28 protein-coding genes and 1 pseudogene are annotated in these 26581 nt (G+C 73.5%); 10 read left to right on the top strand and 19 right to left on the bottom strand.

Translation table 11 applies throughout. From position 1 onward, the window contains the following. Positions 1-125 precede the first annotated feature (125 nt). Positions 126-773 carry an HAD family hydrolase gene (locus ACY0MR_RS14505; protein ID WP_388792912.1) on the bottom strand — a complete coding sequence of 216 codons (648 nt, stop codon included), beginning with the start codon at positions 771-773 and terminating at the stop codon, positions 126-128. A gap of 64 nt (positions 774-837) precedes the next feature. Here ACY0MR_RS14505 and ACY0MR_RS14500 point away from each other — a divergent pair, with 64 nt between their 5' ends. Further along, complete coding sequence (locus tag ACY0MR_RS14500) at positions 838-1113, top strand: STAS domain-containing protein (protein WP_361849429.1); 276 nt, start codon at positions 838-840, stop codon at positions 1111-1113. Positions 1114-1135: 22 nt separating this feature from the next. Here ACY0MR_RS14500 and ACY0MR_RS14495 read toward each other — a convergent pair whose 3' ends face one another. From ACY0MR_RS14495 to ACY0MR_RS14485, 3 genes are all read right to left on the bottom strand, one after another. Continuing rightward, the gene (locus tag ACY0MR_RS14495) at positions 1136-2107 is read right to left on the bottom strand and encodes a sigma-70 family RNA polymerase sigma factor (RefSeq protein WP_388792914.1); all 972 of its coding nucleotides are present in this window, start codon (positions 2105-2107) and stop codon (positions 1136-1138) included. An 83-nt stretch (positions 2108-2190) separates the two neighbouring features. Next, positions 2191-2898 (bottom strand): L,D-transpeptidase, encoded by a 708-nt coding sequence (locus ACY0MR_RS14490; RefSeq protein WP_473561047.1) that lies wholly within the window; start codon positions 2896-2898, stop codon positions 2191-2193. Between the two features lie 77 nt (positions 2899-2975). Continuing rightward, on the bottom strand, positions 2976-4259 hold the full coding sequence (locus ACY0MR_RS14485) for an MFS transporter (RefSeq protein WP_388792917.1): 1284 nt from the start codon (positions 4257-4259) through the stop codon (positions 2976-2978). A gap of 62 nt (positions 4260-4321) precedes the next feature. Here ACY0MR_RS14485 and ACY0MR_RS14480 point away from each other — a divergent pair, with 62 nt between their 5' ends. Then, complete coding sequence (locus tag ACY0MR_RS14480) at positions 4322-5335, top strand: LysR family transcriptional regulator (protein ID WP_473561045.1); 1014 nt, start codon at positions 4322-4324, stop codon at positions 5333-5335. Here ACY0MR_RS14480 and ACY0MR_RS14475 read toward each other — a convergent pair. The 3 genes and pseudogenes from ACY0MR_RS14475 to ACY0MR_RS14465 all read right to left on the bottom strand — a co-directional run bounded on the left by ACY0MR_RS14475 (position 5321) and on the right by ACY0MR_RS14465 (position 7159). Then, on the bottom strand, positions 5321-6097 hold the full coding sequence (locus ACY0MR_RS14475; RefSeq protein ID WP_361849419.1) for an alpha/beta hydrolase: 777 nt from the start codon (positions 6095-6097) through the stop codon (positions 5321-5323). The genes ACY0MR_RS14480 and ACY0MR_RS14475 overlap by 15 nt on opposite strands. A gap of 92 nt (positions 6098-6189) precedes the next feature. Next, positions 6190-6360, bottom strand: a pseudogene (locus ACY0MR_RS14470) (LD-carboxypeptidase); the annotation flags it as partial. Between the two features lie 25 nt (positions 6361-6385). Continuing rightward, the gene (locus tag ACY0MR_RS14465; RefSeq protein ID WP_473561043.1) at positions 6386-7159 is read right to left on the bottom strand and encodes a GNAT family N-acetyltransferase; all 774 of its coding nucleotides are present in this window, start codon (positions 7157-7159) and stop codon (positions 6386-6388) included. A gap of 122 nt (positions 7160-7281) precedes the next feature. On the opposite strand from ACY0MR_RS14465, the gene ACY0MR_RS14460 reads away from it, so the two are divergent. Both ACY0MR_RS14460 and ACY0MR_RS14455 read left to right on the top strand, forming a co-directional pair. After that, entirely contained in the window at positions 7282-8436 is a 1155-nt protein-coding gene (locus ACY0MR_RS14460; protein WP_388792926.1) for an adenosine deaminase, read from the top strand. Between the two features lie 172 nt (positions 8437-8608). Continuing rightward, a complete protein-coding gene (locus ACY0MR_RS14455; protein WP_361849413.1) occupies positions 8609-8980 on the top strand; it encodes a hypothetical protein in 372 nt (123 codons plus the stop codon). 84 nt (positions 8981-9064) lie between these two features. On the opposite strand, the gene ACY0MR_RS14450 is transcribed toward ACY0MR_RS14455, so the two are convergent. The 5 genes from ACY0MR_RS14450 to afsQ1 all read right to left on the bottom strand — a co-directional run bounded on the left by ACY0MR_RS14450 (position 9065) and on the right by afsQ1 (position 12876). Continuing rightward, entirely contained in the window at positions 9065-9265 is a 201-nt protein-coding gene (locus ACY0MR_RS14450; RefSeq protein WP_404079302.1) for a PspC domain-containing protein, read from the bottom strand. A gap of 92 nt (positions 9266-9357) precedes the next feature. Continuing rightward, positions 9358-9894, bottom strand: a complete 537-nt coding sequence (locus ACY0MR_RS14445; RefSeq protein WP_361849411.1) for a VanZ family protein — start codon at positions 9892-9894, stop codon at positions 9358-9360. A 170-nt stretch (positions 9895-10064) separates the two neighbouring features. Next, the gene (locus ACY0MR_RS14440) at positions 10065-10676 is read right to left on the bottom strand and encodes a hypothetical protein (protein WP_404079300.1); all 612 of its coding nucleotides are present in this window, start codon (positions 10674-10676) and stop codon (positions 10065-10067) included. Next, positions 10673-12202: an ATP-binding protein gene (locus ACY0MR_RS14435; protein WP_473561040.1), complete on the bottom strand. Its 1530-nt coding sequence runs from the start codon at positions 12200-12202 to the stop codon at positions 10673-10675. Before ACY0MR_RS14435 ends, ACY0MR_RS14440 begins: the two co-directional genes overlap by 4 nt. Next, positions 12199-12876 carry a two-component system response regulator AfsQ1 gene (gene afsQ1 / locus ACY0MR_RS14430; protein ID WP_017239746.1) on the bottom strand — a complete coding sequence of 226 codons (678 nt, stop codon included), beginning with the start codon at positions 12874-12876 and terminating at the stop codon, positions 12199-12201. Before afsQ1 ends, ACY0MR_RS14435 begins: the two co-directional genes overlap by 4 nt. A 170-nt stretch (positions 12877-13046) precedes the next feature. Here afsQ1 and ACY0MR_RS14425 point away from each other — a divergent pair, with 170 nt between their 5' ends. Beyond that, complete coding sequence (locus ACY0MR_RS14425; protein WP_148005899.1) at positions 13047-13769, top strand: SigE family RNA polymerase sigma factor; 723 nt, start codon at positions 13047-13049, stop codon at positions 13767-13769. Between the two features lie 142 nt (positions 13770-13911). Here the strand turns inward: ACY0MR_RS14425 and ACY0MR_RS14420 are convergent, their stop codons facing one another. Next, positions 13912-14607, bottom strand: a complete 696-nt coding sequence (locus tag ACY0MR_RS14420) for a uridine kinase family protein (protein ID WP_404079296.1) — start codon at positions 14605-14607, stop codon at positions 13912-13914. Positions 14608-14668: 61 nt separating this feature from the next. On the opposite strand from ACY0MR_RS14420, the gene ACY0MR_RS14415 reads away from it, so the two are divergent. Further along, positions 14669-15067 (top strand): hypothetical protein, encoded by a 399-nt coding sequence (locus tag ACY0MR_RS14415; protein ID WP_473561036.1) that lies wholly within the window; start codon positions 14669-14671, stop codon positions 15065-15067. Here the strand turns inward: ACY0MR_RS14415 and ACY0MR_RS14410 are convergent. Continuing rightward, positions 15000-16532, bottom strand: a complete 1533-nt coding sequence (locus ACY0MR_RS14410; RefSeq protein ID WP_473561034.1) for an MDR family MFS transporter — start codon at positions 16530-16532, stop codon at positions 15000-15002. The two genes, ACY0MR_RS14415 and ACY0MR_RS14410, sit on opposite strands and share 68 nt — an antisense overlap. Positions 16533-16535: 3 nt before the next feature. Further along, positions 16536-17126 carry an NADPH-dependent FMN reductase gene (locus ACY0MR_RS14405; RefSeq protein WP_473561032.1) on the bottom strand — a complete coding sequence of 197 codons (591 nt, stop codon included), beginning with the start codon at positions 17124-17126 and terminating at the stop codon, positions 16536-16538. 114 nt (positions 17127-17240) lie between these two features. Here ACY0MR_RS14405 and ACY0MR_RS14400 point away from each other — a divergent pair, with 114 nt between their 5' ends. Then, a complete protein-coding gene (locus ACY0MR_RS14400; RefSeq protein ID WP_383303258.1) occupies positions 17241-17975 on the top strand; it encodes a TetR/AcrR family transcriptional regulator in 735 nt (244 codons plus the stop codon). Between the two features lie 73 nt (positions 17976-18048). Here ACY0MR_RS14400 and ACY0MR_RS14395 read toward each other — a convergent pair whose 3' ends face one another. Genes ACY0MR_RS14395 through deoC form a run of 3 tightly spaced genes read right to left on the bottom strand, consistent with a single transcriptional unit; the run spans position 18049 to position 21336 of the window. Further along, positions 18049-18942 carry an aldehyde dehydrogenase family protein gene (locus ACY0MR_RS14395; protein ID WP_073910139.1) on the bottom strand — a complete coding sequence of 298 codons (894 nt, stop codon included), beginning with the start codon at positions 18940-18942 and terminating at the stop codon, positions 18049-18051. Then, positions 18935-20371, bottom strand: coding sequence for an aldehyde dehydrogenase family protein (locus ACY0MR_RS14390; protein ID WP_361849399.1), 1437 nt, complete (start codon positions 20369-20371; stop codon positions 18935-18937). The genes ACY0MR_RS14395 and ACY0MR_RS14390 overlap by 8 nt, the downstream gene beginning before the upstream one ends. A gap of 5 nt (positions 20372-20376) precedes the next feature. Next, a complete protein-coding gene (gene deoC / locus ACY0MR_RS14385) occupies positions 20377-21336 on the bottom strand; it encodes a deoxyribose-phosphate aldolase (RefSeq protein WP_473561790.1) in 960 nt (319 codons plus the stop codon). A gap of 276 nt (positions 21337-21612) precedes the next feature. On the opposite strand from deoC, the gene ACY0MR_RS14380 reads away from it, so the two are divergent. From ACY0MR_RS14380 to ACY0MR_RS14370, 3 genes are all read left to right on the top strand, one after another. Next, positions 21613-23004: a hypothetical protein gene (locus ACY0MR_RS14380; protein WP_473561029.1), complete on the top strand. Its 1392-nt coding sequence runs from the start codon at positions 21613-21615 to the stop codon at positions 23002-23004. A 254-nt stretch (positions 23005-23258) separates the two neighbouring features. Continuing rightward, a complete protein-coding gene (locus ACY0MR_RS14375) occupies positions 23259-23933 on the top strand; it encodes a class F sortase (RefSeq protein ID WP_473561027.1) in 675 nt (224 codons plus the stop codon). A 34-nt stretch (positions 23934-23967) separates the two neighbouring features. Beyond that, on the top strand, positions 23968-24714 hold the full coding sequence (locus tag ACY0MR_RS14370) for a PH domain-containing protein (RefSeq protein ID WP_404079283.1): 747 nt from the start codon (positions 23968-23970) through the stop codon (positions 24712-24714). A gap of 81 nt (positions 24715-24795) precedes the next feature. On the opposite strand, the gene ACY0MR_RS14365 is transcribed toward ACY0MR_RS14370, so the two are convergent. Further along, positions 24796-26448 (bottom strand): phospho-sugar mutase, encoded by a 1653-nt coding sequence (locus ACY0MR_RS14365; protein WP_388792951.1) that lies wholly within the window; start codon positions 26446-26448, stop codon positions 24796-24798. Between the last annotated feature and the right edge of the window lie 133 nt (positions 26449-26581).

Genomic DNA, 26581 nt, shown 5'->3' with positions numbered 1-26581 from the left:
GACCTGATCGCCGTCGGCATGTGCCAGTGACGCCTGCGCGTGAACGGGACCGGTGGACCTCCACCGGTCCCGTTCGGCTTGCCGGGATCGGTGACGGCCTCACCCCGCCACCGCCGAGTTCCCCGTCAGCCGAGCAGTCCCCCCAGCTCCCGCATGTCCGCGAAGACGACCGTGCCCGGGCCGGCCAGCCGGTCCGGGCGGGTCAGGCCGCCGGTGTAGCCGAAGGCCCGCATGCCGGCGGCGCGGGCGGCCCGGACGCCGTACGGGCTGTCCTCGACCACCGCGCAGTGCCGCGGCGGGACGCCCATCGCGGCCGCCGCGTGGAGGAAGAGGTCGGGCGCGGGCTTGCCGCGGGCGACGTCGCGGGCGCTGAACATCCGGCCCTCGAAACGGTCCAGCAGACCCGCGCGGCCCAGGTTCCGGCGGATCGAGGCGTGGCTGCCGTTGGAGGCGAGGCAGTACGGGACGGACAGCCCGTCCAGCACGTCGGCGACGCCCTCCACGGCCGTCAGCTCCGCGTCCAGGGCGTCCTCGTAGCGCTGCCTGAAGGGCGCCTGCCAGTCCGGCTCCAGCGGGCGGCCGCGCCGCTCCTCCACGATCGAGGTGAGCAGGTCGTGCGGGGAGCCGACGAAGAGGTCGACCATCTCCGTCTCGGTGAACTCGGCTCCCAGCGAGGCGAACACCTCCCGGTCCACGCGGCAGTAGATCCGCTCGCTGTCCACCAGGACGCCGTCGCAGTCGAAGATCACCAGTTCGGTGGGGTCATGGGTCATGGCCCGACCCTACGGTCGGGGCGATCACCGATGAGTTCCGGTCCGAGGGCCGGTCTCAAGCCGTGTGGACACCAGCCGACCGCTCGTCGTGACCCTGCCCGCCCGGCCGACCGGGGACGAGGTGGCGCTGCTCTGCGCCGAGCTCGGGGCCGCCCCGCCCGGGGAAGTGGTCTGCGAGGTCGGCGCGCTCGCACCGGCCGACCTCGCCGCCGTCGACGCCCTCGCCCGGCTGAAGCTCGCCGCCGGGCGGCGGGGGCACCGCATCCGCTTCCACGGGGCGGGGCCCGACCTGCGGGCCCTGCTCCTGCTGACCGGCCTCGACGGGACCCTGGGCGGATAGGTCCCGTCCCCCGGCCGGGACCTCAGGCCTCCAGACGGGCCGGCAGGTCGAAGAGCGGGAACCAGCGCTCGGTGTCCAGGAAGAAGTCCATCCCGGCGACCTTGCCGTCGCGGAGCTCCAGGACGATGAGCGCCCACGGGCTGTAGCCGCCCGCCGGGTCCGGGTGGTACTGGGCGAAGGCCGGCGAGCCGTTCGCCACGGTCGGCACCAGCTTCGAGCCGGCGCACACCTCGCCGACGCCCAGCATCCAGCCGACGATGTCGTCGTGTCCCTGGAGCCAGAGGTCGTACGGCGGCATGGACATGGTCGCGTCCTCGTGGAGGAGCGCGGTCAGCGCCTTCATGTCGTAGCCCTCGAAGGCGGCGACGTAGCGCTCCAGGAGTGCCTTCTGCTCCTCGTCGAGGGGGTTCGCGGGGTCGGATGCGGCCGGCGCCTGCTCGGCGAGCGTCGCGCGGGCCCGCTGGAGGGCGCTGTTGACCGAGGCGACGGAGGTGTCGAGGAGTTCGGCGACCTCGCTCGCCTTCCAGGCGAGGACCTCGCGCAGGATGAGCACCGCCCGCTGCTTGGGCGGCAGGTGCTGGAGCGCGGCCACGAACGCGAGCCGCACGGTCTCGCGGGAGACGGCCGCCTCCGCCGGGTCGCCGACCGAGGGCAGCACCCGCCCGTCGGGCACCGGCTCCAGCCAGGTGATCTCCGGCTGCTTGACGAGCTGCGCCTGGGCGACCGGCGTCGCGGAGGTCAGGTCCATGGGCCGTGCCCTCCGGTTGCCCGCGTTCAGCGCGTCGAGGCAGACGTTGGTGGCGATCCGGTAGAGCCAGGACCGCAGTGAGGAGCGCCCCTCGAAGGAGTCGATCGCCTTCCAGGCGCGCACCATGGTGTCCTGCACCGCGTCCTCGGCCTCGAAGGAGGAGCCCAGCATCCGGTAGCAGTAGCCGGTCAGCTCCCGGCGGTACGTGTCGAGTTGCTCGGTCGTCGCGGTCGCGGCGTCACTCATCGGGTCCACACCCCACTCACCCTCACCGGCACCCGTTCGGTGCCGGTGAGAGGGAAGCTACCGCAGCGGACTGACAGCCGGGGTCAGGTTCCCGGCTTGCGCCCGTAGACGAAGACGTCGTCGCCGTTCTTGAGCAGGCCCCAGTACGCCTTGGCGTCCTTCGACGTCATGTTCACGCAGCCGGCGGAGCCCGGCGGGTTCCACATGGACTTGGTCGTCGAGTGGAAGGCCTGCCCGCCGTCGAAGAACTGCGCGTACGGCATGGAGACGTTGTAGAGCGTCGACCAGTGGTTGATGTTCCGCCAGTAGATCTTCTTCGACCCGGTCCGGGTCTCGCTGCCGTCCCGGCCCGTACGGACCGGCACGGGGCCGTACTTGAGGCGCGAGCCGTCCTGGATCCAGCTCAGCTGGCGGGTGAGGTCGACGCAGGCGATCCGGCCCTTGTTGGTCGGACACTTGCGGTCCTTGTTGGGGTTGGACCCCGCCGCCTTCTGCTGGTTCATCGTGTTCATGGTGCGCCAGGTGATCGTCCCGGCGTACCCCGCGGACGGGGTGATGCCGTGCTTCTTCTGGAAGGCCTGGATGGCCTTGCAGTCGGCGAGCGACTGGCGTCCGTCGGCCGTGCGGCCGAGGAACTTCTCCACCTGCTTCTGGTACGGGCCCGTCGTCACGTTGCAGGACGCGGCCTGCGCCGGTGCCGCGCCGACGGCGATCGTCGTCGGCAGCACCAGCGCGGTGAGGCCCGCGGCGATGCCGGCCCTCCTGCCTATCCGACCCGCGATTCTCTTCATGATCATCATCTCCCCCTGGAGTCCCTGTCCTTCATGACGCCCGGGGGAGCGTCTCAGTTGCACCGGAACCGCCGCAATCAGCAGGAGGCCGCGAGCCTCACCCGACGGGCCTCCACGCGCGCGCTGTGGCTGCCGTACAGGGTCACCGAGACGACGCCGAGGACCGCGACGAGGCCGATCAGGACCGTGCCGGCCCAGCCGCCGGCGTGGAACGCGATCGCGCCGAGCGTGCCGCCCGCGCTGCTGCCGAGGTAGTACGCGGACTGGTAGAGCGCCGAGGCCTGCGCGCGGCCCGTCACGGCCGTGCGGCTCACCGAGGAGGACGCGACCGCGTGGCCCGCGAAGAACCCGGCGGTGATCAGGACGAGGCCCGCGAGGACGGCGGGGAGTGCGTCGGCGAGCGAGAGCAGCAGGCCCGCGGCGGTGGTGGACACCGCCAGGTAGAGCGCCCCGCGCCGGCCGAGGCGGCCGACGAGCCGGCCCGCGGCGGCCGAGGAGACCGTGCCGACCAGGTAGATGAGGAAGATCGAGCCGATCACGCCCTGCGGCAGCGAGAACGGAGCCTCGACCAGGCGGTAGCCGATCACGGTGTACACCGCGCCGAAGACCGTCATGAACAGGGCGCCGATCGCGTACAGCCGCATCAGCAGCGGGTCCGCCAGGTGCCCCCGCACGGTCCGGGCGAGCGCCTTCGGGGAGAGCGTGCCGGGCGTGAAGTGCCGTGCCTTCGGCAGCAGCGCGCGGAAGGCCAGCGCGCACAGCAGAGAGGTCAGGCCGACGGCGGCCAGCCCCGCCCGCCAGCCCCACATCTGGGCCGCCCAGCCGGTCACCAGCCGGCCGCTCATGCCGCCGATCGAGTTGCCCGCCACGAACAGGCCGATCGCGGCGACCAGCGCCTTGGGGCGGACCTCCTCGGCGAGGAAGGCCATCGCCGAGGCCGGGAGCCCGGCGAGCGCGGCGCCCTGGACCGCGCGCAGGGCGATCAGGGACTCCAGGTTCGGGGCGAGCGGCAGGAGGAGGGAGATGCCGACCGCGACGGACAGCGAGGCGATCATCATCGTGCGCCGGCCGAAGCGCTCGGAGAGGGCGCTGAGCGGGATCACGCACAGGGCGAGGGCGCCGGTCGCGGCCGAGACCGTCCAGGAGGCGGCGGAGGCGGTGGCGCCGAACTCGGCCGAGATGGCCGGGAGGAGGGCCTGCGTGGAGTAGAGGAGCGCGAAGGCGGCGAGGCCCGCGGCGAAGAGCGCGAGGCTCATCCGGCGGTGGCCGGGGGTGCCGGGCGCGAGGCGGGTGTCGGCGGGGGCGGGGCGGGAGCCGGCGGACGCGTGGGTGGCGGCCGCCTCGGTACTGGCGGAAGGCATGCCTCGAACGTAGGTCGCCCCGCTTCATGCGTCCAATGCACGGAACTGCTGTAATCGTTCCCATGGCGCATGAGTACAGGTCACAGCCTCGGCTGTCACCGAACAGTAACGAAGAAGACATGGGAATGCTCCTCGCGCCGCGGCTCGCGTACTTCGCCGCCGTGGCCCGGCACGAGCACGTGACCAGGGCCGCGGCCGAGATGGGCGTCCCGCAGTCCACGCTCTCCCGGGCGATGGTCAGGCTCGAACAGGACCTCGGCGTCACCCTGTTCGCCCGCCGCGGCCGCACGGTCTCCCTCACCCCCGCCGGGCGCCGCTTCCTCGGCGCCGCGGAGCGGGCCCTCGCCGAGGTGGAGCGGGCCGCCGACACCGTACGGGCGGACGCCGACCCCACCGCGGGCCGGGTCGCCTTCGGCTTCCTCCACACGATGGGCTCCGAGACCGTCCCCGGTCTCATCCGAGCCTTCCGCGTCGACCACCCGGGGATCCGCTTCACCCTCGTGCAGAACTACGGCGAGGCCATGATCGAACGCCTTCGCGCCGGCGACCTCGACCTCTGCCTGACCTCCCCGGTGCCGGACGCGCCCGACCTCGTCGCGCGGCGCCTCGACGAGCAGCGGCTCCGGCTCGTCGTCCCCGACGACCACCGGCTCGCGGGCCGCAAGCGGGTCCGCCTCGCCGAGGCCGCCGACGAGACCTTCGTGACCCTGGAGCCGGGGTACGGGCTCCGCCGCATCACCGACGACCTGTGCGCCGAAGCCGGCTTCAAGCCCCGGATCGCCTTCGAGGGCGAGGAGGCCGAGACGCTCCGCGGCCTGGTCGCCGCGGGCCTCGGCGTCGCCCTGCTGCCGCCGCCCGCCGTGCCGCGCCCGGGCGTCGTCGAACTCACCGTCACCGCACCGCGGGCGGTCCGCGAGATCGGCGTCGCCTGGCTGGACGGGCACCCCGACACCGCCCCGGTGTCCGCCTTCAAGAAGTTCCTCCTCGGCCGGCGCGGCCACCTCCTGCCCAAGGAGCCCGCGGCGCCCCTGCTGCCCGCGGATCCCGGCGCGGCGCAGCCCTCACCTGCGGAGTGAACCGCCGAAGCCCGCCGCGAGCGGCATCCGCAGACCGAGCGGCGGGGGAGCGGCCATCGCGTCGGTCACCGGCCGGGCGACCGGCCGTGCGAAGAGCGCGCCGAGGACGAAGTCGGCCGCGAGCGCCCGGACCTCCTCCGCGTACTGCCGCAGCGCGTGGCCGTCCGAGTGCACCTCGAACCGGCAGGTGTCGCGGTTCGCCTTCTTGGCCCGCTCGGCGTACCGGAACGACAGCTCAGGGTCGGTGCGGGCGTCGTTCGTGCCGTGTACGAGCAGCACCCGGCGCCCCGCCAGCTGCCGCACGTCCTCCGGCTCCGCCGCCACGTCGTCCTCCGGGAGCCAGGGGGCGAGCGCGAGGACCGCGCCGACCGCGCCGTGCCCGGCGGCCCGCAGCGCCGCCCGGCCGCCGAGGCCGTGGCCGACGAGGCAGACCGGGACGTCGCCGTAGCGCCGTACGGCCTCCGCGACGGCCCAGGAGGCGTCGGCGGCGAGGTTCGCGTCGGCGCCGTTCCAGCCGCGCCCCCGGTAGCGCACCACATGGGCGACGAGTCCCTCGGTCCGGCCCGCCCGGACCAGCGAGCGCCCGAGCGGCAGCAGCGCCGCGTGCGCCCGCGCGGAGGCCCGCCGCCCCGACACCGGATCGCCGTCGGGGAGGAGCAGCACCACCCCGCCCACCGCCTCGGACGTGCGGGAACCTCCAACGGGCCGACCGAGCCGGGGTCTCCGGCCGTCGGGCGGCCCCACGAGTGCGAAGTGCGCCATGACAGAACAGTCTCAGAAGGAGAGGTGTACGCCAGTGGTACGCGCGGTCTCTGTTGCGTATCGCCCGGCGCGGCACCGCCGTTCGGCCGGATTCAGTAGGTCACGCTGATCCGCCGCGCGGGCCCGTCGACACGGACGGCCCCACCGCAGGGAAGCACCAGCTGCGGGTCGGTATGCCCGAAGTCGACATCGAACACGGCAACGGCCCCGGACGCGTACTCCGCCAACGCCTTCAGCACCGCCTCGCGTTGGTCCTTCGCGTGAATCGGTGAGCGGGGTTCCGCGCGGTCAGTCCCTCGCGAAGACGTGGACGGTGTCGGCGACGGTGAAGCCCCTTCGGCCGTACCAGCGGTGGGGCCACTTGGACTCGTTGGCGCTCAGGAAGCGGAGGTCGCAGCCCGCTTCGGCCGCCAGGTGCAGTGCCGTGTCGAGGACGCGGCCGGCGTGGCCCTGGCCGAGGTGGGTCTCGGCGGTGACGAGGTCCTCGATGCGGGCGGTGCCGGCCGCCGGGTCGAGGTACAGGTCGACCCACGAGGCCACCTCGCCGTCCTCGGTGTGCACGGCCAGGAACCGTACGTCGTCCGCGGCCCCCAGCCGGGCCAGCCGGCGCTCCACGAGGTGGTGGACCTCCTCGTCGGACACCCCGGGGGCGAACCGGCGCCAGGCCGTCGAGGCCGGCCCGCGGAGTTCCTCGATGCCCACCTGCCGGGCCCCGCCGTGTGCCGGGACGGGGCCCTCGTGCCGCATGAGGAGGGTGCGCGAGGCGGTGTAGCCGGCGTCCTCCAGCGGGCCCCGGCTCGCGGCCGCGACCTCGTCGTCGACGACGTACACGAGCCGGTACGGCAGGTGGCCGAGCAGTTCGTCGGCCAGCGCCGGCAGGGCCGGCGGGCCGGCCGGGCCGTCGACCACCAGGTGGTTGTTGCCGCGGGAGTGCGTGTACCGGTCGTCGAGCGCGGCGAATCCGCCCGGGAACTCGACGAGCCGGTCCGCCTGGCGGCGGTGGAAGCCGGAGAAGGAGGCGTGGATGCGCGCCAGTTCGGGGTCCTGCGGTCGGGCGGTCATCCCGACACCCTAGGAGCCGCCGGCCGGCCGGGCCTCGCGATATCCGCCCGGGCCGGAGGCGGCCGGTGGTGGATTCCGTGCCACGAGGCGCCTTCTACGCGCGTAGGGGCTAGCATGCGGAAATGACGAGCCAGACCCCCAGCGTCCCCACCGCGGACCAGATCCGCCGTGCCCCGAAGGTGCTGCTCCACGACCACCTCGACGGTGGACTGCGCCCCGGCACGATCATCGAACTCGCCCGGGAGCAGGGCTATCAGCAGCTCCCCGAGACGGAGCCCGACAAGCTCGGCATCTGGTTCCGCGAAGCCGCCGACTCCGGTTCCCTGGAGCGGTACCTGGAGACCTTCGCGCACACCTGCGCCGTCATGCAGACCCGTGACGCCCTCTTCCGCGTCGCCGCCGAGTGCGCCGTCGACCTCGCCGAGGACGGTGTCGTCTACGCCGAGGTGCGCTACGCCCCCGAGCAGCACCTGGAGGCCGGCCTCACCCTGGAGGAGGTCGTCGAGGCCGTCAACGAGGGCTTCCGCGAGGGCGAGCGGCAGGCCAGGGCGAACGGGCACCGCATCCGGGTCGGCGCCCTGCTCACCGCGATGCGGCACGCGGCCCGCGCCCTGGAGATCGCCGAGCTGGCCAACCGCTACCGCGACTCCGGCGTCGTCGGCTTCGACATCGCGGGCGCCGAGGCCGGCTTCCCGCCCACCCGGCACCTGGACGCCTTCGAGTACCTCAAGCGGGAGAACAACCACTTCACGATCCACGCGGGCGAGGCCTTCGGGCTGCCCTCCATCTGGCAGGCGCTCCAGTGGTGCGGCGCCGACCGGCTCGGGCACGGCGTCCGGATCATCGACGACATCGAGGTGGCCGACGACGGCTCGGTGACCCTCGGCCGGCTCGCCGCCTACGTCCGGGACAAGCGGATCCCGCTGGAGATGTGCCCCTCCTCCAACCTCCAGACGGGCGCGGCGGCGTCGTTCGCGGAGCACCCCATCGGGCTGCTCCGCACGCTGCACTTCCGGGCCACGGTCAACACCGACAACCGCCTCATGAGCGGGACGAGCATGAGCCGGGAATTCGAGCTGCTGACCGAGGCGTTCGATTACACGCTCGACGACATGCAGTGGTTCACGGTCAATGCGATGAAATCAGCGTTCATTCCTTTCGATGAACGCCTGGCCATGATCAACGAGGTCATCAAGCCCGGATATGCCGAGCTGAAGTCCGAATGGCTGTTCCAGCAGACCGCCACGACCAGCGACTCTTCGCGTACGGCGGACTGAGCGGCGGTACGTCGACAGGAACCGAGCGGCCGGGAGAGCACGACACCCGGCCGCTTTCCGGTGTTTGCGGCGGGATCGTTCACTGGTTAGGTTGCAGAGCCGCTCTGCATTCCCAGGATTTCCCCGTCCGGCTTTCCCGGAAGCCCCCGGATTCCCCAAGGAAGATTTTCAGATGAAGCAGTCTGCCGCCAAGAAGCTCGGTGTCGCCGCTCTCGGTGCCGCTTTCGCCGCTGCCGCCGCCGGCACGGCCTCCGCCGCGCCGTCCCTGCCGCTCAACACCGACGCTGTGGGCACGGTGACCAAGGCCGTTCCGCTGGGTGACGACCTCACCAAGCTCCCCGACGGCGCGGCCGAGTCCCTCGGTGCCGGCCAGGGCGCCCTCGGCCAGGGCGTCGACCAGGGCGTCAAGACCCTCCCGGCCGCCGCCGGCCAGGCCACCCAGAGCCTGCCGCTCGACGCCGCCGCCGGCGGTCTCGGCGCCACCCCGCTGGGCGGCCTCCTGGGCGGCCTGCCGCTGGGCGCGGGCGGCCTGCCGATCGGCTGACCCCGGGGGCCGTACCCGGCTCTCCGTACGCCGAAGGGGCGCGCACCCGGTCTCCCGGGCACGCGCCCCTGTGGCGTGGGTCGGTCACCAGGCCGTGGTGGCCTTCCGCTCGTCCGGCAGGAAGATCCACAGGCCGAGGTAGACGAGGAACTGCGGTCCGGGCAGCAGGCACGAGACCAGGAAGATCAGACGCATCGTGTTCGCGGAGACGCCGAAGCGCCGGGCCAGGCCCGCGCACACTCCGCCGATCACGCGTCCGTCACGGGGGCGGGTCAGTGCGGCCATGGTGGGCTCCTTCGGAGTCGGTGTCCGGGGGCCTCTCTGCCGGGCTCCCGATGACTCCATGGTGCCGCCGGAGGGCCGCCGGGGACGTCGGTCTACCGGGCGATCGGGACCCTGGGAATCGTCGGGGTCGCACCCTGAGACCCGTCGTTCCGCAGCAGGGCGGAACCCCGGCCCGGGCTGGTCCTCACGGAGGAGTCCGCCCGGCCGTCGTCCGACCTGCGGCGCAGCCAGGTGCGCCCGGCCGGGACGAGGAGGAGATGGGCGAGCGCCACCCCGGTGGTGTTGAGGAGGACCGAGTCCACGTCCACGACCTGACCGGGCACGGCGGTCTGCAGCAGCTCGACGGCGAGGGACACGAGCGCGCCGGCGGCGGTGGTGCGGGCGAGGGAGGCCCACCCGGAGACCCGGAGCCGTCCGTCGGCCATGGGGAGCAGGACGCCGAGCGGGGCGAGGAGCAGCAGCCCCTCGGCGATCAGCCGGGCGGCCTCGGCGGTACCGAGGGCGAGGTCGGCCCGGAGGCCGTGGAGGGGGACGACGTTCGGCGCGGTCACCCAGGCGACGTCGCGTGGGCGCAGGCTGATCCAGGCGACGACCAGGAGATGCGCGAGGACGAGGACGAGCCCTGCCACGCGGACGACCTTGGCGGCACTGCCGCCCGAACCTTGACGCTGCACGCCCCCCAAGACGCCCCTCACGACGCCATCGGTTCCCCGCGTCCCGCGGCGCCTCCCCGCCGTGGGCTGCGTCGGGCCCGCGCCCGGACCCCGGGGCGGCCCGCGGCGGGCCGCCCTCCCGGGTGTCAGTTCGGGGCGGCCGGGGCCGTCGGCGGGGTGGATTCCGGGCGCTCCCGGAGTTCCGTCGTGCACCGGTACCGCTTCGGCGCGTACGCGCCCGGCCCGCCCAGCAGCACCGTCTGCTCGCCCGCGCCCGCCGAGCTGCCCGCGAACGTGCAGACCAGCTGCGACAGCGCCGTCGGCGCCAGGTCCTCCGGCTGGCGGCTCAGCCGCAGCGTGCCCGCCGGGTCGCCCCGGTGGCCGCCGCGCACCACCAGCGGACCGCGGACCGCGGTGGTGAAGCCGGCCCGCTGCTCGCTCTCCGAAGGCTCGGCGAGCAGCTGCGACAGCAGCCCCGACGCCGTGCGCACCGGGTTGCCGCCCGCCTTCTCCTCCGGCAGGGAGCGCCGGTCCACCGCCTCCAGCTGCGAGCCGCAGACCAGGAAGATCCGGACCGGCACGCCCCGCACGGCGGAGCCCGTCGCCCCCTCCTGGGTCACGCTGCAGGGGACCCGGGACGGGGCGGCGCCCGCGTCGACCGGGACCGAGGTGGTCCTGATGCCGCAGCCGGTCGTCAGCGCGGTGAGCGCGACGAGTCCGGCGGTCAGGACCGTACGCCCGATGGTGCGGCGTCTCACGCTTCCTCCACCTCGCCCTGGCTGCTGCGGGTCTGCACCTCGCGGGTGATCCCCGACGCGTCGAGCGGCAGCCGCAGCACGAACACCGCGCCGTCCACCGCCCCGTCCTCGCCGACCGAGTTGGCCGCGGTGATCGAACCGCCGTGGATCAGCGCGTTCTCCATGGCGATCGACAGGCCGAGGCCGCTGCCCTCGGACCGCGGCCGGGACGCGCTCGCCTTGTAGAAGCGGTCGAAGACGTGCGGCAGCACCTCTTCGGGGATGCCGGGGCCGTGGTCGCGTACGGCGATGACCAGTTCGGCGTCGTCGGTGCGCACCGAGACCCGGACCGGCGAGCCGCCGTGCTTCAGGGCGTTCCCGATCAGGTTCGCGAGGATCACGTCGAGCCGGCGCGGGTCGAGCGGGGCCACGATGCCGCGCTCGGCGTCGAGGTCGACGGCGTCGAGCCAGGCGCGCGCGTCGATGCAGGCGGTGATCTGGTCGGCGATGTCCACCTCGTCGAGGACGAGGCGCGCGGTGCCCGCGTCGAACCGGGTGACCTCCATGAGGTTCTCGACCAGGTCGTTGAGGCGCCGGGTCTCGCTGACCACGAGGGCGACCGCCGGGGCGATCATCGGGTCGAGGGAGTCCTGCTCGTCCTCCAGGACCTCCGTGACGGCGGTGAGCGCGGTCAGCGGGGTCCGCAGCTCGTGCGACATGTCGGCGACGAACCGCCGGGAGGACTCCTCGCGGGCGCTCATGTCCGCGACCTTCTTCTGCAGGGACTCGGCCGCGCTGTTGAACGTCCTCGTGAGGTCGGACAGTTCGTCGGCTCCGGTGACCCGGAGGCGGGTGTCGAGCTTGCCCTCGCCGAGCTGCCTGGCCGCCTCGCCGAGCCGGTGCACCGGCCGCAGCACGGTCGTCGCCGCGACCTGGGCGAGCAGGACGGAGCCGGCCACGGCGAGCGCGGTCGCGATGCCGAGGGACCAGGCGAGCGAGTTCAGGTCGGCCTTCTCCGCCGCCAGCGACTTGAACATGTAGCCGGCGGGACCGCCGCCGTCGATCCGCGTCCCGCCGACCAGGTACGGCGTGCCGTTCCGCTCCGTGCGCTGCCAGAACAGGTGGTACCGGTACGGGTTGGCCTCCGTCACCGGGCGCTCGGTGTCCACGGCCTCGCGCAGCGCGCGCGGCACGTCGGCCAGGGTGAAGTCGTCCGGGTTCGAGGCGCCGACGATCGGCTTGCCCGCGTCCCGCTCACCGAGCAGCAGCACCTGGTAGTTGGCACTGCCGGTGGCCATCTGCTCGGCCGTCCGCCGCAGGTCGTCCTGGGTGGGCCGGAGAGGCAGCGTCGCCGCCCGGTTCTGCATCTCCTGCCGGAAGTCGTTGAGCGCGCCGTCCTGGGTGCGGGTCAGCACCGCCTCGCGGTTCAGCCAGTAGGCGATGCCGGAGGCGGCGACGGCCGCGGTGAGCGCGACCAGGGCGAAGACGACGACAAGACGCAGCCGCAGGCTGGAGAGGCGCAGCCGCGTGACGATCCCCTTGCTCACGCAGGAACGTCCAACCGGTAGCCGACCCCGCGCACGGTGCGGATGAGCGTCGGCGAGGACGGCACGTCCTCGACCTTGGCGCGCAGCCGCTGCACGCAGGCGTCGACGAGCCGCGAGTCGCCGAGGTAGTCGTGCTCCCACACCAGGCGGAGCAACTGCTGCCGGGAGAGCGCCTGTCCGGGCCGGCGGCTCAGCTCCAGGAGCAGCCGCAGCTCGGTCGGGGTGAGCTGGAGGTCCTCGCCGTTCTTGGTCACCGTCATCGCCGAGCGGTCGATCACCAGGGAGCCATAGGTCGCCGAGTCCGTGGACTCCCGCTCCCCGCGTCGCAGGACGGCCCGGATCCGGGCGTCGAGGACGCGGCCCTGCACCGGCTTCACGACGTAGTCGTCGGCGCCGGACTCCAGGCCCACGACCACGTCGATGTCGTCGCTGCGCGCGGTCAGCAGGATGATCGGCAACTGGTCGGTGCGGCGGATGCGCCGGCACACCTCGAAGCCGTCGATGCCGGGCAGCATGACGTCGAGCACGACCAGGTCCGGCCGCTGCTCGCGCAGCAGCTGGAGGCCGTCCTCACCGGTCGCGGCGGTGGCCACCCGGTGGCCCTGCCGGGACAGGGAGAGTTCGAGGGCCGTGCGGATGGCGTCGTCGTCCTCGATCAGCAACAGAAAAGGCACGGGCGCCATTCTGTCGCATGGGGCCGTCCGAGTTCGACCGCTGGGAGGCGCGCTTCTGGCGGGGGCCCTGTGACACGTCTGTGACAGTCGGCGGACAACGCCATGAAGTCCGATGGGCAAGATTCTTGGCACACGGACCGAATCACACTCCAACCGACGGGGGGCGCGAGATGAACGCACTGCACAGCACCACCTCAAGCGCAGTTGTCACGCGTCTCCACGACGTCGTGCGGAGCACGGAGAAGTCCGGCGCTGTCACGAACGGGCGGGGGTGCGTTCGCAGCGTCGGGCGTCAGCGCAAGGCGCCGTACATGGTCGCCATCGCTGACGGGGGAGCGGCGTACGGGGAGGTCACGGGGGAGCGCAGCTGTTCGGAGGCCGAGTTCACGGCCTACGTCCAGGAGCGTCGTGCCTCCCTGTACGCCACCGCCTACCACCTCACCGGTGACCGGTTCGAGGCCGAGGACCTGCTCCAGAGCGCGCTGTTCTCCACGTACCGCGCCTGGGAGCGGATCAGCGACAAGGCCGCCGTCGGCGGGTACCTCCGCCGCACCATGACCAATCTGCACATCAGCGCCTGGCGCCGGCGCAAGCTGAACGAGTACCCGACCGAGGAGCTCCCGGAGACGGTGGGCGAGTCGGACGCGATGCGCGGCACGGAGCTGCGCGCGGTGCTGTGGCAGGCGCTGGCCCGCCTGCCCGAGCTCCAGCGGACGATGCTGGTGCTGAGGTACTACGAGGGCCGGACCGATCCGGAGATCGCGGAGATCCTGGACATCAGTGTCGGCACGGTGAAGTCGAGCATCTGGCGGTCGCTGCGGCGGCTGCGCGAGGACGAGGTGCTCAGCTTCGGCCGTGACGAGGAGGAGTCCTTCGGCGAGCTGGTGGCCTGAAGGCTGGGGGAAACCCGCGGGGGCTACGGGGGAATCGGAGCCGTCGGGGGAGCACGGGGGAACCGTACGGGGGTACGGGGATGACGACGCGGGTCGTACGGGCTGGGGGGCTCGTACGGCCCGCGTCGTGCTGTTCCGGCGGTCAGCCCGCGGCGGGGGTGCGGTGGCGGCCCGCCGCCGCTGCCGCGAGGCGGCCGAGGGCCTCCGGCCTGGCGCAGGGGTGGGCGCCCAGTTCCGTCTGGCGGGCGACGATGGACCGCTCCGCGCGCATCAGGCGCCAGCCACGCCGCAGCAGGAACGGGACCGACTTGCGGCCCTCGCGCAGGTCGCGGGCGAGCCGGCGGCGGAAGGTCGTCGACGGGCGGCCGCGCAGGCAGAGCGCGTCGGCGAGGACGTCGAGCTCGCGGCAGCGGGCCACGATCTCGGCGGCGAAGATCCCCTCCGCCACGAACAGCGGCGTGCGGCCGATGTCCAGGCGCTCGCGGTCGACCCGGGAGCTGGTGGCGAGGTCGTACACGGGGACGTCGGTCCGGCCGGTGCGGCACAGTTCGACGATGGCGGCGACGGCGGTGTCCGCGTCCCAGGACGCGGGGGAGTCCCAGTCGATGTCCGCGCTCCCCTCGACGAGGGGGAGGGTCGGGTCGTCGGCCTCCTTGTAGAAGTCGTCGAGGCGCAGCACCGGGAGGCCGGCGGCGGCGGCGAGGGACGACTTGCCGGAGCCTGAGGGGCCCGCGAGCAGGACGACGCGGGTCGGGATCGCTAGGGAACTCACGGGACACCAGTGTGAAGCATTCCCCCGTGCAGGGGACCCCCGAGGAAGCCCGTTGGTATCGAGCATCACACCTCAACTACTGTCGGTGGGCGACCGATCACCCCGTGGAATGCTCGGAAGGACCCTCATGGCGCGTCACGCAGAACCCCGTAGCTCCCGGCGCAGCGCCCTGCTCGCGGCAGGCCTCAGCGTCACGGCGGCGGGCGCGGCGGTGCTCGGCGCCGGTTCGGCGGCGCAGGCCGCGGCGCCCGTTCCGCTGCCGGTCGACTCGCTGACCAGGACGGACGCCGCCGCCGCCGGTACGGGCGCGCTGTCCGGTGTCACCCACGGGCTCGGCCCGCTGACCCGGCTGCAGCTCGACCCGCTGGCCAACACCGGGGTCGACCCGCTCGACAACGGCCTGGGGACCCAGGTCGCCGACTTCAAGCCGGTCGGCACCCACCTGGTCACCGACCACCTCACGAAGGGCGGGGCAGTGGCCGATCTGCCGGTGGCGGGCCCGCTGACGCAGGGGCTGCTCGGCTAGCGGAGCCGGTTCCGGGCCCCGGCGCGGTGTCCCGTACGAGCCAGGCCACGGCGAAGGCCAGAGCGGCGACCAGTGCCGTGCCGAGCAGCACCCCGTGCACCCCGCTCGTCACGGCCGCCGCCAGTCCCTCGCGGGCCGGCTCCGGCAGCCGCAGGGCCTGTGCCGGGGTCAGCCGGGTGTCGGCCCCGTCGAGGCGCGCGGTGAACACGGCGCCGAGGACGGCCACGCCGAGCGAGCCGCCGAGCGTCCGCACGAGGGTGACGGTGCCGCTGGCCGCGCCCATGTCGCGCGGCTCGGCGCCGTACATCGTGACGAGCAGCGTGGCCTGCATGAGGAGGCCCATGCCCGCGCCGACGACCACGGTCAGCCCGGAGGCGACGGCGACGGGGGTGTCCACGTCGAGCAGCAGCAGGGCGAGCGCGCCCGCCGTCATCAGCGCGCCGCCGAGGATCGGGTACATCCGGTAGCGGCCGGTCCTGGCGATGATCCGGCCCGATCCCAGTTGCGCGGCGACCATGGCGAGCATCAGCGGGAGCAGCAGCAGTCCGCTCGCCGTGGACGACTGTCCGCGGGCGAACTGCAGGTACTGCGGCAGGTAGTTCAGGGCGGCGATCATGCCCGCGCCGACCAGCAGGCTCAGGATCTGCGCCAGTGTGAAGTTGCGGGTGCGGAAGAGCCGGGGCGGGATGACGGCTTCCTCGGCCCGCCGTTCGACCCGGACGAACCAGGCGAGCGCCACGACCGCGAGCGCGCCCAGGGTGAGGATCCGGGGCGAGGTCCAGGCGTGGGCGGTGCCGGCCCAGCCGGCGAGCAGGGTCAGTGCGAGGACCCCGGTGGTCAGCAGCAGGGCTCCCGCCCAGTCGACGCGGGCCCGGACGCGCGGGGTCCGTACGCGCAGGCGGAGCGAGACGATCAGCAGGGCGGCGAGGCCGACGGGCAGGTTGACGTAGAAGGCCCAGCGCCAGTTCAGGTGGTCGGTGAGGAGGCCGCCGAGGAGCGGGCCGCCGGCGAAGGCGGCCGGCAGCATCGCCCCGGTGACTCCCTGGACCCGGGCGCTGTCCTTCGGGGCCACCAGGGTGCCGATGAGGGCGAAGGCGCCGACCATCAGGCCGCCGGCGCCGATGCCCTGGAGGGCGCGGAAGGCGATGAGCTGGCCCATGCTCTGCGCGAGGCCGGAGAGGACCGACCCGGCGAGGAAGACGCCGACGGCGGAGAGGTAGGCGCCCTTGCGGCCGCGGAGGTCGCCGAGCTTGCCCCAGAGCGGGGTGGCGACGGCGGCGGTGAGGAGGTAGGCGGTGACGACCCAGGACAGCCGGTCGAGGCCGCCGAGTTCGCCCGCGATGGTGGGGAGGGCGGTGCCGACGATCGTGCCGTCGAGGGTCGCGAGGACGACGCCGAGCATGAGCCCGGTGATGCCCAGGTAGGGGATGCGGGTGTCCGTTGACGATGCCTGAGGAACCGTCATGGCTCAGGCCGCGTACGGCTTGTTCGCGCGCGCGTCCCGCAGCGCCTCGCCCCACCAGGCGAGTTGGTCGAGCATCGCCTTCGCCGCGCTGTCGGTGGCCGGGTCGACGGCCCGGCCGTTCTCGTCGAACTGCCCCCAGGCACCCTGCAGTCCGACCGTCTCGCGGATGGTGACGGCGTGCAGTTCGGCGAAGACGGTCCGCAGGTGCTCGACGGCGCGCAGGCCGGCGGAGAAGCCGCCGTATGAGACGAAGCCGACGGGCTTCGCGTGCCATTCGCGGTGGTGCCAGTCGATCGCGTTCTTCAGGGAGGCCGGGTAGCTGTGGTTGTACTCGGGGGTCACCACGACGAAGGCGTCGGCGGCGGCCAGGCGCGGTGACACGGCGGCGAGCAGGGCGCGGTCCTCGGCGCGCTCGGGGGCCTGGCCGAGGTGCGGGAAGACGGTCGGCAGCGGGGTCTCGGCCAGGTCGATCAGCTCGGTGGTCAGATCCGGGCGGTCGGCGGCGTGGCGGAGCAGCCAGTTCGCGACGACGGGGCCGAGGCGGCCGTCGCGGGTCGAGCCCTGGATCACGGCGAGGTGCAGCGGAGCGGTCATGGGTTCCCCCTGGAACATCGTTGTGTACGGCGTACACCGACTGGTGTACAACGTACACGCCGATGTGTACGGCGTCCACAAGGCATACGCTGTACGCGAGAGAGGGAGGCCCCAGTGGCGAAGAAGGAAGAGACGGACGACGTCTCGCTGTGGGAGCGCCTGGAGCGGCCCGCGGCGGCACCGCGGGCGTCCCTCAGCGCCGGGAGGATCGCCGAGGTCGCGATCGGCATCGCGGACCGCGAGGGGTTCGCCGCCGTGACCATGCGGAAGGTCGCCACCGAGCTGGGCGTCGCGCCCATGGCCGCCTATCGGCACGTCAACGGCAAGGACGAGCTGTGGGCGCTCATGATCGACCGGGTCTCCGGCGAGCTGGCACCGGCGGACGAGGTCACCGGCTGGCGGGAGACGCTCCGCGCGTACGCGCTGCGGACCCGGGAGATGATGCTGCGCCACCCCTGGCTCGCCCACATGCCCGCGCCGCTCTTCGCGCTCACCCCGGCCCGGATGGCGGCGGCCGAGCGCCAGCTGGCCTCACTCGACGGGCTCGGGCTCGACGTCGACACGATGATGGCCGCGTTCCGGGCGGTCAACGCCTACGTCCACGGGGCCACGCAGTCCGAGGCCGCGCTGCGCCGGTACATGGAGGAGCAGGGCTGGCAGAGCGCCGACGACACGCGCCGGGGGCTCGCCCCGCAGATGTCGTACCTGATGGAGACCGGGCGCTACCCGACCTACCGGCGGTACACGCGGGGGGCCGCGCGCAAGGACGACGCGGCCTGGCAGTTCGAGACGGGACTCGACTGCGTGCTCGACGGCGTGGCGGGACTCGTGGAACGCGGCCGGGCATGACGACAGGCCCCCGGGACCACCCGGGGGCCTGTCGGACCGGACCGCTCGGCAGGCCGAGGCGGTCCGGTGGCGGCTAGTACGAGGAGCCGCTCGCGCCCAGCGAACCCGTCGGGTGCCAGACGGTCTTCGTCTCCAGGAACGCCGTCATGCGGTCCGTGCCCGGGGACTCCGCGAAGTCCTCGGTGCGCGGGCGCAGGACGCGCTTCAGGTTGTCCGCCGCCGCGATCTCCAGGTCGCGGGCGAGGTCGCCCCCGGTCGCGCCCGTCAGGTCGATCGCGTTGACGTCCTGGTGGGCCGCCAGGTGCGGGCCCATCTCCGCGGCCTTGCCCGAGAGGATGTTGACGACACCGCCCGGCAGGTCGGAGGTGGCGAGCACCTCGCCCAGGGAGAGGGCGGGGAGCGGCGACTTCTCCGAGGCGATGACGACCGCCGTGTTGCCCGTGGCGATCACCGGGGCGATCACCGAGACCAGGCCGAGGAAGGACGAGTCCTGCGGCGCCACGACCGTGACGACACCGGTCGGCTCGGGCGTGGAGAGGTTGAAGTACGGGCCCGCGACCGGGTTCGCACCGCCCACGACCTGCGCGATCTTGTCCGTCCAGCCCGCGTACCAGACCCAGCGGTCGATCGCCGCGTCGACGACCGCGGCCGCCTTCGACTTCGACAGGCCCTCCGCGTCCGCGACCTCGCGGACGAACTGGTCCCGGCGGCCCTCCAGCATCTCGGCGACGCGGTAGAGGATCTGGCCGCGGTTGTACGCGGTCGCGCCCGCCCAGCCGCCGAAGGCCTTGCGGGCGGCGACGACCGCGTCACGGGCGTCCTTGCGGGAGGACAGCGGAGCGTTCGCCAGCCACTTGCCCTTGGAGTCCGTCACCTCGTACACCCGGCCGCTCTCGGAGCGGGGGAACTTGCCCCCGACGTACAGCTTGTAGGTCTTGAAGACGCCAAGACGGGTCACGTCAGACATCGAGGTAGGCCTCCAGACCGTGACGGCCGCCCTCGCGGCCGAAGCCCGACTCCTTGTAACCGCCGAACGGCGAGGTCGGGTCGAACTTGTTGAACGTGTTGGCCCAGACGACACCGGCGCGGAGCTTGTTGGCGACCGCCAGGATGCGGGAGCCCTTCTCCGACCAGATGCCGGCGGACAGGCCGTACTGGCTGTTGTTGGCCTTCGCGACGGCCTCGTCGGGCGTACGGAAGGTCAGCACCGAAAGGACCGGGCCGAAGATCTCGTCGCGGGCGACCGTGTGCGCCTGGGTGACGTTCGTGAAGAGCGTCGGGGCGAACCAGTAACCGGCCTCGGGGATGTCGCACGCGGCGGTCCAGCGCTCGGCGCCCTCCGCCTCGCCCTGCTCCACCAGCGAGGTGATCCGCGCCAGCTGCTCCGAGGAGTTGATGGCACCGATGTCGGTGTTCTTGTCCAGCGGGTCGCCGAGGCGGAGGGTGCTCAGACGGCGCTTCAGGCTGTCGAGCAGCTCGTCCTGGATCGACTCCTGGACGAGGAGGCGCGAGCCCGCGCAGCAGACCTGGCCCTGGTTGAAGAAGATGCCGTTGACGATGCCCTCGACGGCCTGGTCGATCGGGGCGTCGTCGAAGACGATGTTCGCGCCCTTGCCGCCCAGCTCCAGGGTGACCTTCTTGTCGGTGCCGGCGACGGACCGGGCGATGGCCTTGCCGACCGCGGTCGAACCGGTGAAGGCCACCTTGTTCACGTCCGGGTGCTCGACCAGTGCGGCGCCCGTGTCCCCGTACCCGGGGAGGATGTTGACGACGCCCTTGGGCAGCCCCGCCTGGCGGCAGATGTCCGCGAAGAACAGGGCGGTCAGCGGGGTCGTCTCGGCCGGCTTGAGGACGACCGTGTTGCCGGTCGCGAGCGCCGGGGCGATCTTCCACGCCAGCATGAGCAGCGGGAAGTTCCACGGGATGACCTGGCCGGCCACGCCCAGCGGCTTCGGGTTCGCCCCGTAGCCCGCGTGGTCGAGCTTGTCGGCCCAGCCCGCGTAGTAGAAGAAGTGGGCGGCGACCAGCGGGAGGTCCGCGTCGCGCGTCTCCTTGATCGGCTTGCCGTTGTCCAGGGTCTCCAGGACGGCCAGCTCGCGGCTGCGCTCCTGGATGATCCGGGCGATGCGGAAGAGGTACTTGGCGCGCTCGGAGCCGGGCAGTGCCGACCACTTCTCGAAGGCCTTGCGGGCCGCCTTCACCGCGCGGTCGACGTCCTCGGCGCCCGCCTGGGCGATCTCGGAGAGGACCTCCTCGGTGGAGGGGGAGACGGTCTTGAAGACCTTGCCGTCGGCCGCCTCGACGAACTCGCCGTCGATGAACAGGCCGTAGCTGGGGGCGATGTCGACGACGGACCGGGACTCGGGCGCCGGTGCGTACTCGAATGCAGATGCCATGTTGATCAGTCCACCGTCACGTAATCGGGGCCGGAGTAACGGCCGGTCGCCAGCTTCTGGCGCTGCATCAGCAGGTCGTTGAGCAGGCTGGAGGCGCCGAAGCGGAACCAGTGGTTGTCCAGCCAGTCCTCACCCACGGTCTCGTTGACCAGGACCAGGAACTTGATCGCTTCCTTGGTGTTCCGGATGCCGCCGGCCGGCTTCACGCCGATCTGCACGCCGGTCTGGGCGCGGAAGTCGCGCACGGCCTCCAGCATGAGCAGGGTGTTGGCCGGGGTGGCGTTGACCGCGACCTTGCCGGTCGAGGTCTTGATGAAGTCCGCGCCGGCCATCATGCCGACCCAGGAGGCGCGGCGGATGTTGTCGTACGTGGACAGCTCGCCGGTCTCGAAGATCACCTTGAGGCGGGCGCGGTCGCCGCACTCCGCCTTGATCGCGGCGATCTGCTCGAAGACCTCCAGGTAGCGGCCGGCCAGGAAGGCGCCGCGATCGATGACCATGTCGATCTCGTCGGCGCCCGCCGCGATGGCGTCCGCCGTGTCGGCCAGCTTCACGGGGAGCGCGGCGCGGCCGGCCGGGAAGGCGGTGGCGACCGAGGCGACCTTGACGCCGGAGCCCGCGAGGGCGGCCTTGGCGGTGGCCACCATGTCCGGGTAGACGCAGACGGCGGCGGTCGTCGGGGTCGAGCGGTCGGTCGGATCGGGACGGACGGCCTTGGCGGCGAGCGCCCGGACCTTGCCCGGGGTGTCCGCGCCTTCGAGCGTCGTCAGGTCGATCATGGAGATGGCCAGGTCGATGGCGTACGCCTTGGACGTGGTCTTGATCGAGCGGGTGCCGAGGGACGCGGCGCGCGCCTCCAGGCCGACGGCGTCGACGCCGGGCAGCCCGTGGAGGAAGCGGCGCAGCGCACCGTCGGACGCGGTCACGTCGGCGAATGCGGATGCTGCAGATGCAGTGGTGGGCATGGTCACCAGTCGAGCATATCTACGCGCGTAGCGACCTGTACAGGGGAGCCGCTCCGCAGAGCCCGAGGTCACAGCGGGCGGTCGGCGTGGTGACGCGCGGCGGACGGGCCCGGCGACCCCTGTCACGGGCCCGTGACACGGAGCGGACGAGTCCTGAATACAAGATCATTAGATTCTTCTCCAGCAGCCGGCCAGACCTCGCCGAACCCCCCGAACGGACTGAGAAAAAGCGGCATGCGACTCACTCGTCCACCTGCCTGATCTCCAGGAGTCGTTATGCGCACCGCCCTTCGCACCGCCATCGCCACCGCCCTCGTCGCGGGCGCGGCCCTCGTCCCCGCCGCGGCGGCGGGCACCGCCTTCGCCGCCGACGGTCCGGCGGCGGGACCGGCCTCCTCGTCGAGCGTGCGGTCCGCCGACGTCAAGCCGTCCGACGAGGTCCCGGCCGAGGCCGGTACGGACACCCCGGACGGGGTCGACGGCACGGAGGCCGGCAAGGGCGCGGGCGAGGGCGAGGGCAAGGGGGCCGGCGGCGGGAGCGGCGCGCAGGGCGCGGGCGCCGCGAAGACCCCGGAGGCCGGGACCTCCGCCGGGACCTCCGCGCGGGGCACGCTCGTGCGCACGGAGACCCTGGCGACCGGCACGGTCGCCAGGATCTACAAGGTCAACGCGCAGAACCACCGTGCCGAGCTGTTCCGCGGGGGCCACCCGGTCGGCGTCCTGGAGGCCGTCACCCGCTCCGTCGCCGGCCAGGACAACGGAGAGTTCTTCGTCCTGAACCCGGACGGCACCACCCACAACTGGCTCGGCAACATCGCCGGCCCCGAGACCGGCACCTACCGCCTCGCCGACGGGACCGTCCTCCAGCTCGGCAGGAAGGACGGCCGCTTCGGCCTCCAGCTCGTCGAGAACGGCAAGGGCCGCGGCTACACGTACGTCACCGGCGTCCGCGCCGTCTGGACCTTCGGCCGGGCCGTCGTCGTCCTGGAGCAGGACGGGCAGTTCGCCGCGTACGTCCCCGGCTCGGCGAAGCAGGGCGCCCCGCAGCGGGTCGCCGCGGGCGGCTCGCAGACCACGCCGTCCACCGGCGGTTCCGCCGTCGTCCTCGGCGCGTGCACGGTCAGCCGGACCGTCGACATCGGCGCGGGCACCAAGGCCGAGCTGTTCATGACCCGGCAGGGCCCGCTGGCGGAGTTCAGCACCGTCGACGACAACGGCGAGGACCGGGTCTTCGCGATGGTCGACCGGGCGCACCCCTCGCTGCCGAAGAGCGTCGGCATCGTCGGCCGGATCATCGCCCCCGCGAGCGCCACGCCGTCGCTCTTCACCCAGGTCGAGGGCGGCGCGGGCGCGAAGGGCGCCACCCACGCCTTCCCGAAGCTGCCCAAGGGCTGCACGTCCGAGACGACCCCGGCCGACGACTCCACCGGCACCACCGGCACCTCCGGCACCACGGGCTCCACCGGCACCACGGGCTCCACCGGCACCGGAATCACCACCAACACCGGCCAGACCTCCGTCATCCCCCGGGGCGCGGTCGCCGCCGGTGCCGAGCTCGGCACCGGGAACGACGGCACCGCCCTCCTCGCGGCCGGTGCCGGAGCCTCGCTCGCCGCCGCCGGTCTGGGCTTCGTGGTCCTGCGCCGCCGGTCCGCAGTCCGCGGCTGACCTCCCGCGTACCGGGCGTCACCGATGCCCCACCCCGCACCAGCGCCGGCTCACCCCACCACCGCTCCCTCACCGCACCACCCGACTCCCGGCCCCTCGACCGAGCGGGAGCGACACCCCACCCGCACCACCCGACTCCCGGCCCTTGACCCGAGCGGGAGCGACACCCCACCCCCGGCCGGTCGCCGCGTCCCGCGCGGCGACCGGCCGGACCCCGTCCCCGCCCCGTCCCCGCCCCGTCCGCAGCCGTCCCGATGTCCGTCCGGAGCCCGCCCGTGAACCGCCGCCGCGCCGCCCGCACCGCCCCCGTCCTCCTCTGCACCGCCCTCGCCGCCCTCGCCGCGCTCGTCGGCTGCTCCCCCGGCCAGGGACGGCAGCCCGCCACCCCGCCCGCGCGGATCGTCGAGGCCACCGCGGCTCCCGCGCCGACCGCGAGCCGCGCCCCCGTCCGACCGCTCGCCCGCTCCCTCCCCGTGCGCGTCCGGGTCCCCGCCGCCGGGGTCGACACCGGGCCCGCCGGACCCGTCCTGGAGCTGGGGCTCGCCGCCGACGGCACCGTCGAGGTGCCCTCGGTCGCGGACGCCGACCGGATCGGCTGGTACGGCAAGGGCGTCACGCCCGGGCAGACCGGCCCCGCCGTCCTCATCGGCCACTTCGACACCGCCCGCGGCCCCGCCGTCCTCCGGAACGTCTCCGAGGTCGGGATCGGCGACGAGATCACCGTGGACCGGGCCGACGGCACCACCGCGGTCTTCCGGGTCAGGGAGCTGGAGCAGGTCGACAAGGACGCCTTCCCGACCCTCAAGGTCTACGGCGACACCGACCGCCCCGAACTGCGCCTCATCACCTGCGGCGGCGAACTCGTCGACGGCCACCGCCCCGACAACATCATTCTCTACGCCGATCTCGTGGCCACGCGGGGCGCCTGAGCCCCCATCGGCCCCCTGAGGCACAATCGGCCCCATGACGACCCCCGAGCCGACCCCCGAGCCCAGCCACGAGCCGAGCCGCGAGTCGACCCCCGACCAGCCGTCCGCCGGGAAGAAGCCCGCGCCGCGGAAGGCCGCCGGGCAGCAGCCCGCCGGGCGGGAGTCCGCCGGGCCCGAGTCCGCCGAGCGCGTCTTCCGGTCGCCCCTCGGGATCGCGAGCGGGGTGTTCCTGGTGGCACTCGCCCTCGTGTTCGCCGGCGACGTGCTGTTCCGCGGCGAGGGCCGCTCGCCGTGGATCGCCCTCGCGGGACTCCTCCTCGCCGTGCCGCTGATCGTGGCCTTCACGATCCGGCCCGCCGTGTACGCCGGCGAGGACCGGCTCCGGATCCGCAACCCCTTCCGGTCGATCACGCTGCCCTGGTCGACGGTCGCCGACGTCCGCGCCGGCTACTCCAGCGAGGTCTTCACCCAGGACGGCGCCAAGTACCAGCTGTGGGCCGTCCCCGTCTCGCTGCGCCAGCGCAAGAAGGCGGCCCGCCGGGCCTCCCGCGCCTCCCAGGACGACCCGCACGGCCGTACCTCGGTCACCGCCGACGTGCGGGACAGCGCGGCGCGCACCGCGCCCACCGACCAGACCGTCGCCGACCTCCGCGAGCTGGCCGAGCGCCGGGCCGGCGCCCCGGGCGCGCAGGGCGAGGTCCGGGTGCGCTGGGCGTACGAGATCGCGGGCCCCGCGGCGGCCGGTCTGCTGCTCCTGGTGATCCTCCTCGCGACGGGCTGACGCCCGCGCCGGTCGGGACGGCCGAGGGGCCGGTACGGAGTTCCGTACCGGCCCCTCGGCCGTCGCGTCGGGCGGACCGGATCAGAGTCCGGCCGCGGCCGACAGGTCCCGCTTGATCGCCACCAGCACCTCGTGGGCCGTGGCCCGCGCCGGGGCGAGGTCGTCCGCCGCGGCGACCGGCACCACGACCTCCAGGTAGCACTTGAGCTTGGGCTCCGTGCCGCTCGGGCGGACGATCACCCGGGCCTTGTACTCGCCCTCCAGGTGGTAGCGCAGGCCGTCCGTCGGGGGCAGCGACTCCGTGCCCTTCGTCAGGTCCTCCGCCGACACCACGGTCAGCCCGGCGAGCGAGACCGGCGGCCGCTCGCGCAGCGCCGCCATGGCGTTCGCGATGATGCCGAGGTCCTCGACCCGCACCGACAGCTGGTCCGTGGCGTGCAGGCCGTGGGCGACCGCCAGGTCGTCGAGCAGGTCGGTCAGCGTCCGGCCCTGCTCCTTGAGCACCGAGGCCAGCTCGGTCACGAGCAGCGCCGCCGTGATGCCGTCCTTGTCGCGGACGCCCTCCGGGTCGACGCAGTAGCCGAGCGCCTCCTCGTAGCCGTACCGCAGGCCCTCGACGCGGGCGATCCACTTGAAGCCGGTCAGCGTCTCCTCGTAGCCGACGCCCGCGGCCTCGGCGATCCGGCCGAGGAGCGAGGAGGACACGATCGACTCGGCGAACACGCCCGTGGCGCCCTTCTGCACCAGGTGCGCGGCGAGCAGCGCGCCCACCTCGTCGCCGCGGAGCATGCGCCAGCCGCCCACGACCGTCGCGTCGGGCACGGCCACGGCGCAGCGGTCGGCGTCCGGGTCGTTGGCGATGACCAGGTCGGGGTCCACGGCGCGGGCGGCCTCGAAGGCGAGGTCCATGGCGCCCGGCTCCTCCGGGTTCGGGAAGGCGACCGTCGGGAACGCCGGGTCGGGCTCGGCCTGGGCGGCGACCAGCGCGGGCGGCGGGAAGCCGGCCCGGGCGAAGGCGGCCGTCAGGACGTCCTTGCCGACGCCGTGCATGGCCGTGTAGACCGTCCGCGCGGTGCGGGGGGAGCCGGGGGTCAGGACGGCGTCCGTGCGCTCCAGGTAGGCGTTCAGGACCTCGTCGCCGAGGGTCTCCCAGCCGCTCTCCGGGCGGGGCACGTCGTGCAGCGAGCGGACGGCGGCGATCTCGGCGGCGATCTCCGCGTCGGCCGGCGGCACGATCTGCGAGCCGTCGCCCAGGTAGACCTTGTAGCCGTTGTCGCGCGGCGGGTTGTGGCTCGCGGTCACCTCGACGCCGGCGACGGCGCCCAGGTGCCTTATGGCGTACGCGAGGACGGGCGTCGGCAGCGGGCGGGGGAGGAGCGCGGCGCGCAGGCCGGCGCCGGTCATCACGGCGGCGGTGTCGCGCGCGAAGTCGGCGGACTTGTAGCGGGCGTCGTAGCCGACGACCACGAGACCGCCTTCCTGTCCCTTCGCCTTGAGGTAGGCGGCGAGGCCGGCGGCGGCGCGGATGACGACGGAGCGGTTCATCCGCATGGGGCCGGCGCCCAGCTCGCCGCGGAGGCCGGCGGTGCCGAACTGGAGGGTGCCGGCGAAACGGGCGGCGAGCTCGTCGGTGGCGCCGCCGTCGAGCAGCGCGGCCAGCTCCTCTCGGGTCTCCTGGTCGGGGTCCTCGGCGAGCCATGCCTGGGCCCGGGTGAGGAGGTCGTCCTGCGTCACGGTGTGCCTTTCGGAGGGCGGGCGGTGCGGTGCGGGGGGTGCGGGGTGGCGGTGGGGCGGGGGTGCCGCTGCGCGGAGCCTTCCCCCACCCCGCCCCTTCCCGAAACCGGGGGCGTGCCCCCGGGCCCCCGTA

Source organism: Streptomyces sp. JN8, assembly GCF_055808075.1.
Note: the sequence above shows the minus strand (reverse complement) of the source record. Positions and strands in the feature narration are given on the sequence as shown.

What these genes read in the sequence shown, in the direction of transcription:
- ACY0MR_RS14495 (WP_388792914.1), bottom strand. Translation starts at nt 2,107, where the DNA reads ATGAGTGACGCCGCGACCGCGACGACCGAGCAACTCGACACGTACCGC.
- ACY0MR_RS14420 (WP_404079296.1), bottom strand. Translation starts at nt 14,607, where the DNA reads ATGCTCGATACCAACGGGCTTCCTCGGGGGTCCCCTGCACGGGGGAAT.
- ACY0MR_RS14480 (WP_473561045.1), top strand. Translation starts at nt 4,322, where the DNA reads ATGGCGCATGAGTACAGGTCACAGCCTCGGCTGTCACCGAACAGTAAC.
- deoC (WP_473561790.1), bottom strand. Translation starts at nt 21,336, where the DNA reads ATGCCCACCACTGCATCTGCAGCATCCGCATTCGCCGACGTGACCGCG.
- ACY0MR_RS14505 (WP_388792912.1), bottom strand. Translation starts at nt 773, where the DNA reads ATGACCCATGACCCCACCGAACTGGTGATCTTCGACTGCGACGGCGTC.
- ACY0MR_RS14380 (WP_473561029.1), top strand. Translation starts at nt 21,613, where the DNA reads ATGCGCACCGCCCTTCGCACCGCCATCGCCACCGCCCTCGTCGCGGGC.
- ACY0MR_RS14460 (WP_388792926.1), top strand. Translation starts at nt 7,282, where the DNA reads ATGACGAGCCAGACCCCCAGCGTCCCCACCGCGGACCAGATCCGCCGT.
- ACY0MR_RS14455 (WP_361849413.1), top strand. Translation starts at nt 8,609, where the DNA reads ATGAAGCAGTCTGCCGCCAAGAAGCTCGGTGTCGCCGCTCTCGGTGCC.
- ACY0MR_RS14370 (WP_404079283.1), top strand. Translation starts at nt 23,968, where the DNA reads ATGACGACCCCCGAGCCGACCCCCGAGCCCAGCCACGAGCCGAGCCGC.
- ACY0MR_RS14465 (WP_473561043.1), bottom strand. Translation starts at nt 7,159, where the DNA reads ATGACCGCCCGACCGCAGGACCCCGAACTGGCGCGCATCCACGCCTCC.
- ACY0MR_RS14485 (WP_388792917.1), bottom strand. Translation starts at nt 4,259, where the DNA reads ATGCCTTCCGCCAGTACCGAGGCGGCCGCCACCCACGCGTCCGCCGGC.
- ACY0MR_RS14415 (WP_473561036.1), top strand. Translation starts at nt 14,669, where the DNA reads ATGGCGCGTCACGCAGAACCCCGTAGCTCCCGGCGCAGCGCCCTGCTC.
- ACY0MR_RS14390 (WP_361849399.1), bottom strand. Translation starts at nt 20,371, where the DNA reads ATGGCATCTGCATTCGAGTACGCACCGGCGCCCGAGTCCCGGTCCGTC.
- ACY0MR_RS14450 (WP_404079302.1), bottom strand. Translation starts at nt 9,265, where the DNA reads ATGGCCGCACTGACCCGCCCCCGTGACGGACGCGTGATCGGCGGAGTG.
- ACY0MR_RS14395 (WP_073910139.1), bottom strand. Translation starts at nt 18,942, where the DNA reads ATGTCTGACGTGACCCGTCTTGGCGTCTTCAAGACCTACAAGCTGTAC.
- ACY0MR_RS14405 (WP_473561032.1), bottom strand. Translation starts at nt 17,126, where the DNA reads ATGACCGCTCCGCTGCACCTCGCCGTGATCCAGGGCTCGACCCGCGAC.
- ACY0MR_RS14375 (WP_473561027.1), top strand. Translation starts at nt 23,259, where the DNA reads ATGTCCGTCCGGAGCCCGCCCGTGAACCGCCGCCGCGCCGCCCGCACC.
- ACY0MR_RS14410 (WP_473561034.1), bottom strand. Translation starts at nt 16,532, where the DNA reads ATGACGGTTCCTCAGGCATCGTCAACGGACACCCGCATCCCCTACCTG.
- ACY0MR_RS14425 (WP_148005899.1), top strand. Translation starts at nt 13,047, where the DNA reads ATGAACGCACTGCACAGCACCACCTCAAGCGCAGTTGTCACGCGTCTC.
- ACY0MR_RS14490 (WP_473561047.1), bottom strand. Translation starts at nt 2,898, where the DNA reads ATGAAGAGAATCGCGGGTCGGATAGGCAGGAGGGCCGGCATCGCCGCG.
- ACY0MR_RS14475 (WP_361849419.1), bottom strand. Translation starts at nt 6,097, where the DNA reads ATGGCGCACTTCGCACTCGTGGGGCCGCCCGACGGCCGGAGACCCCGG.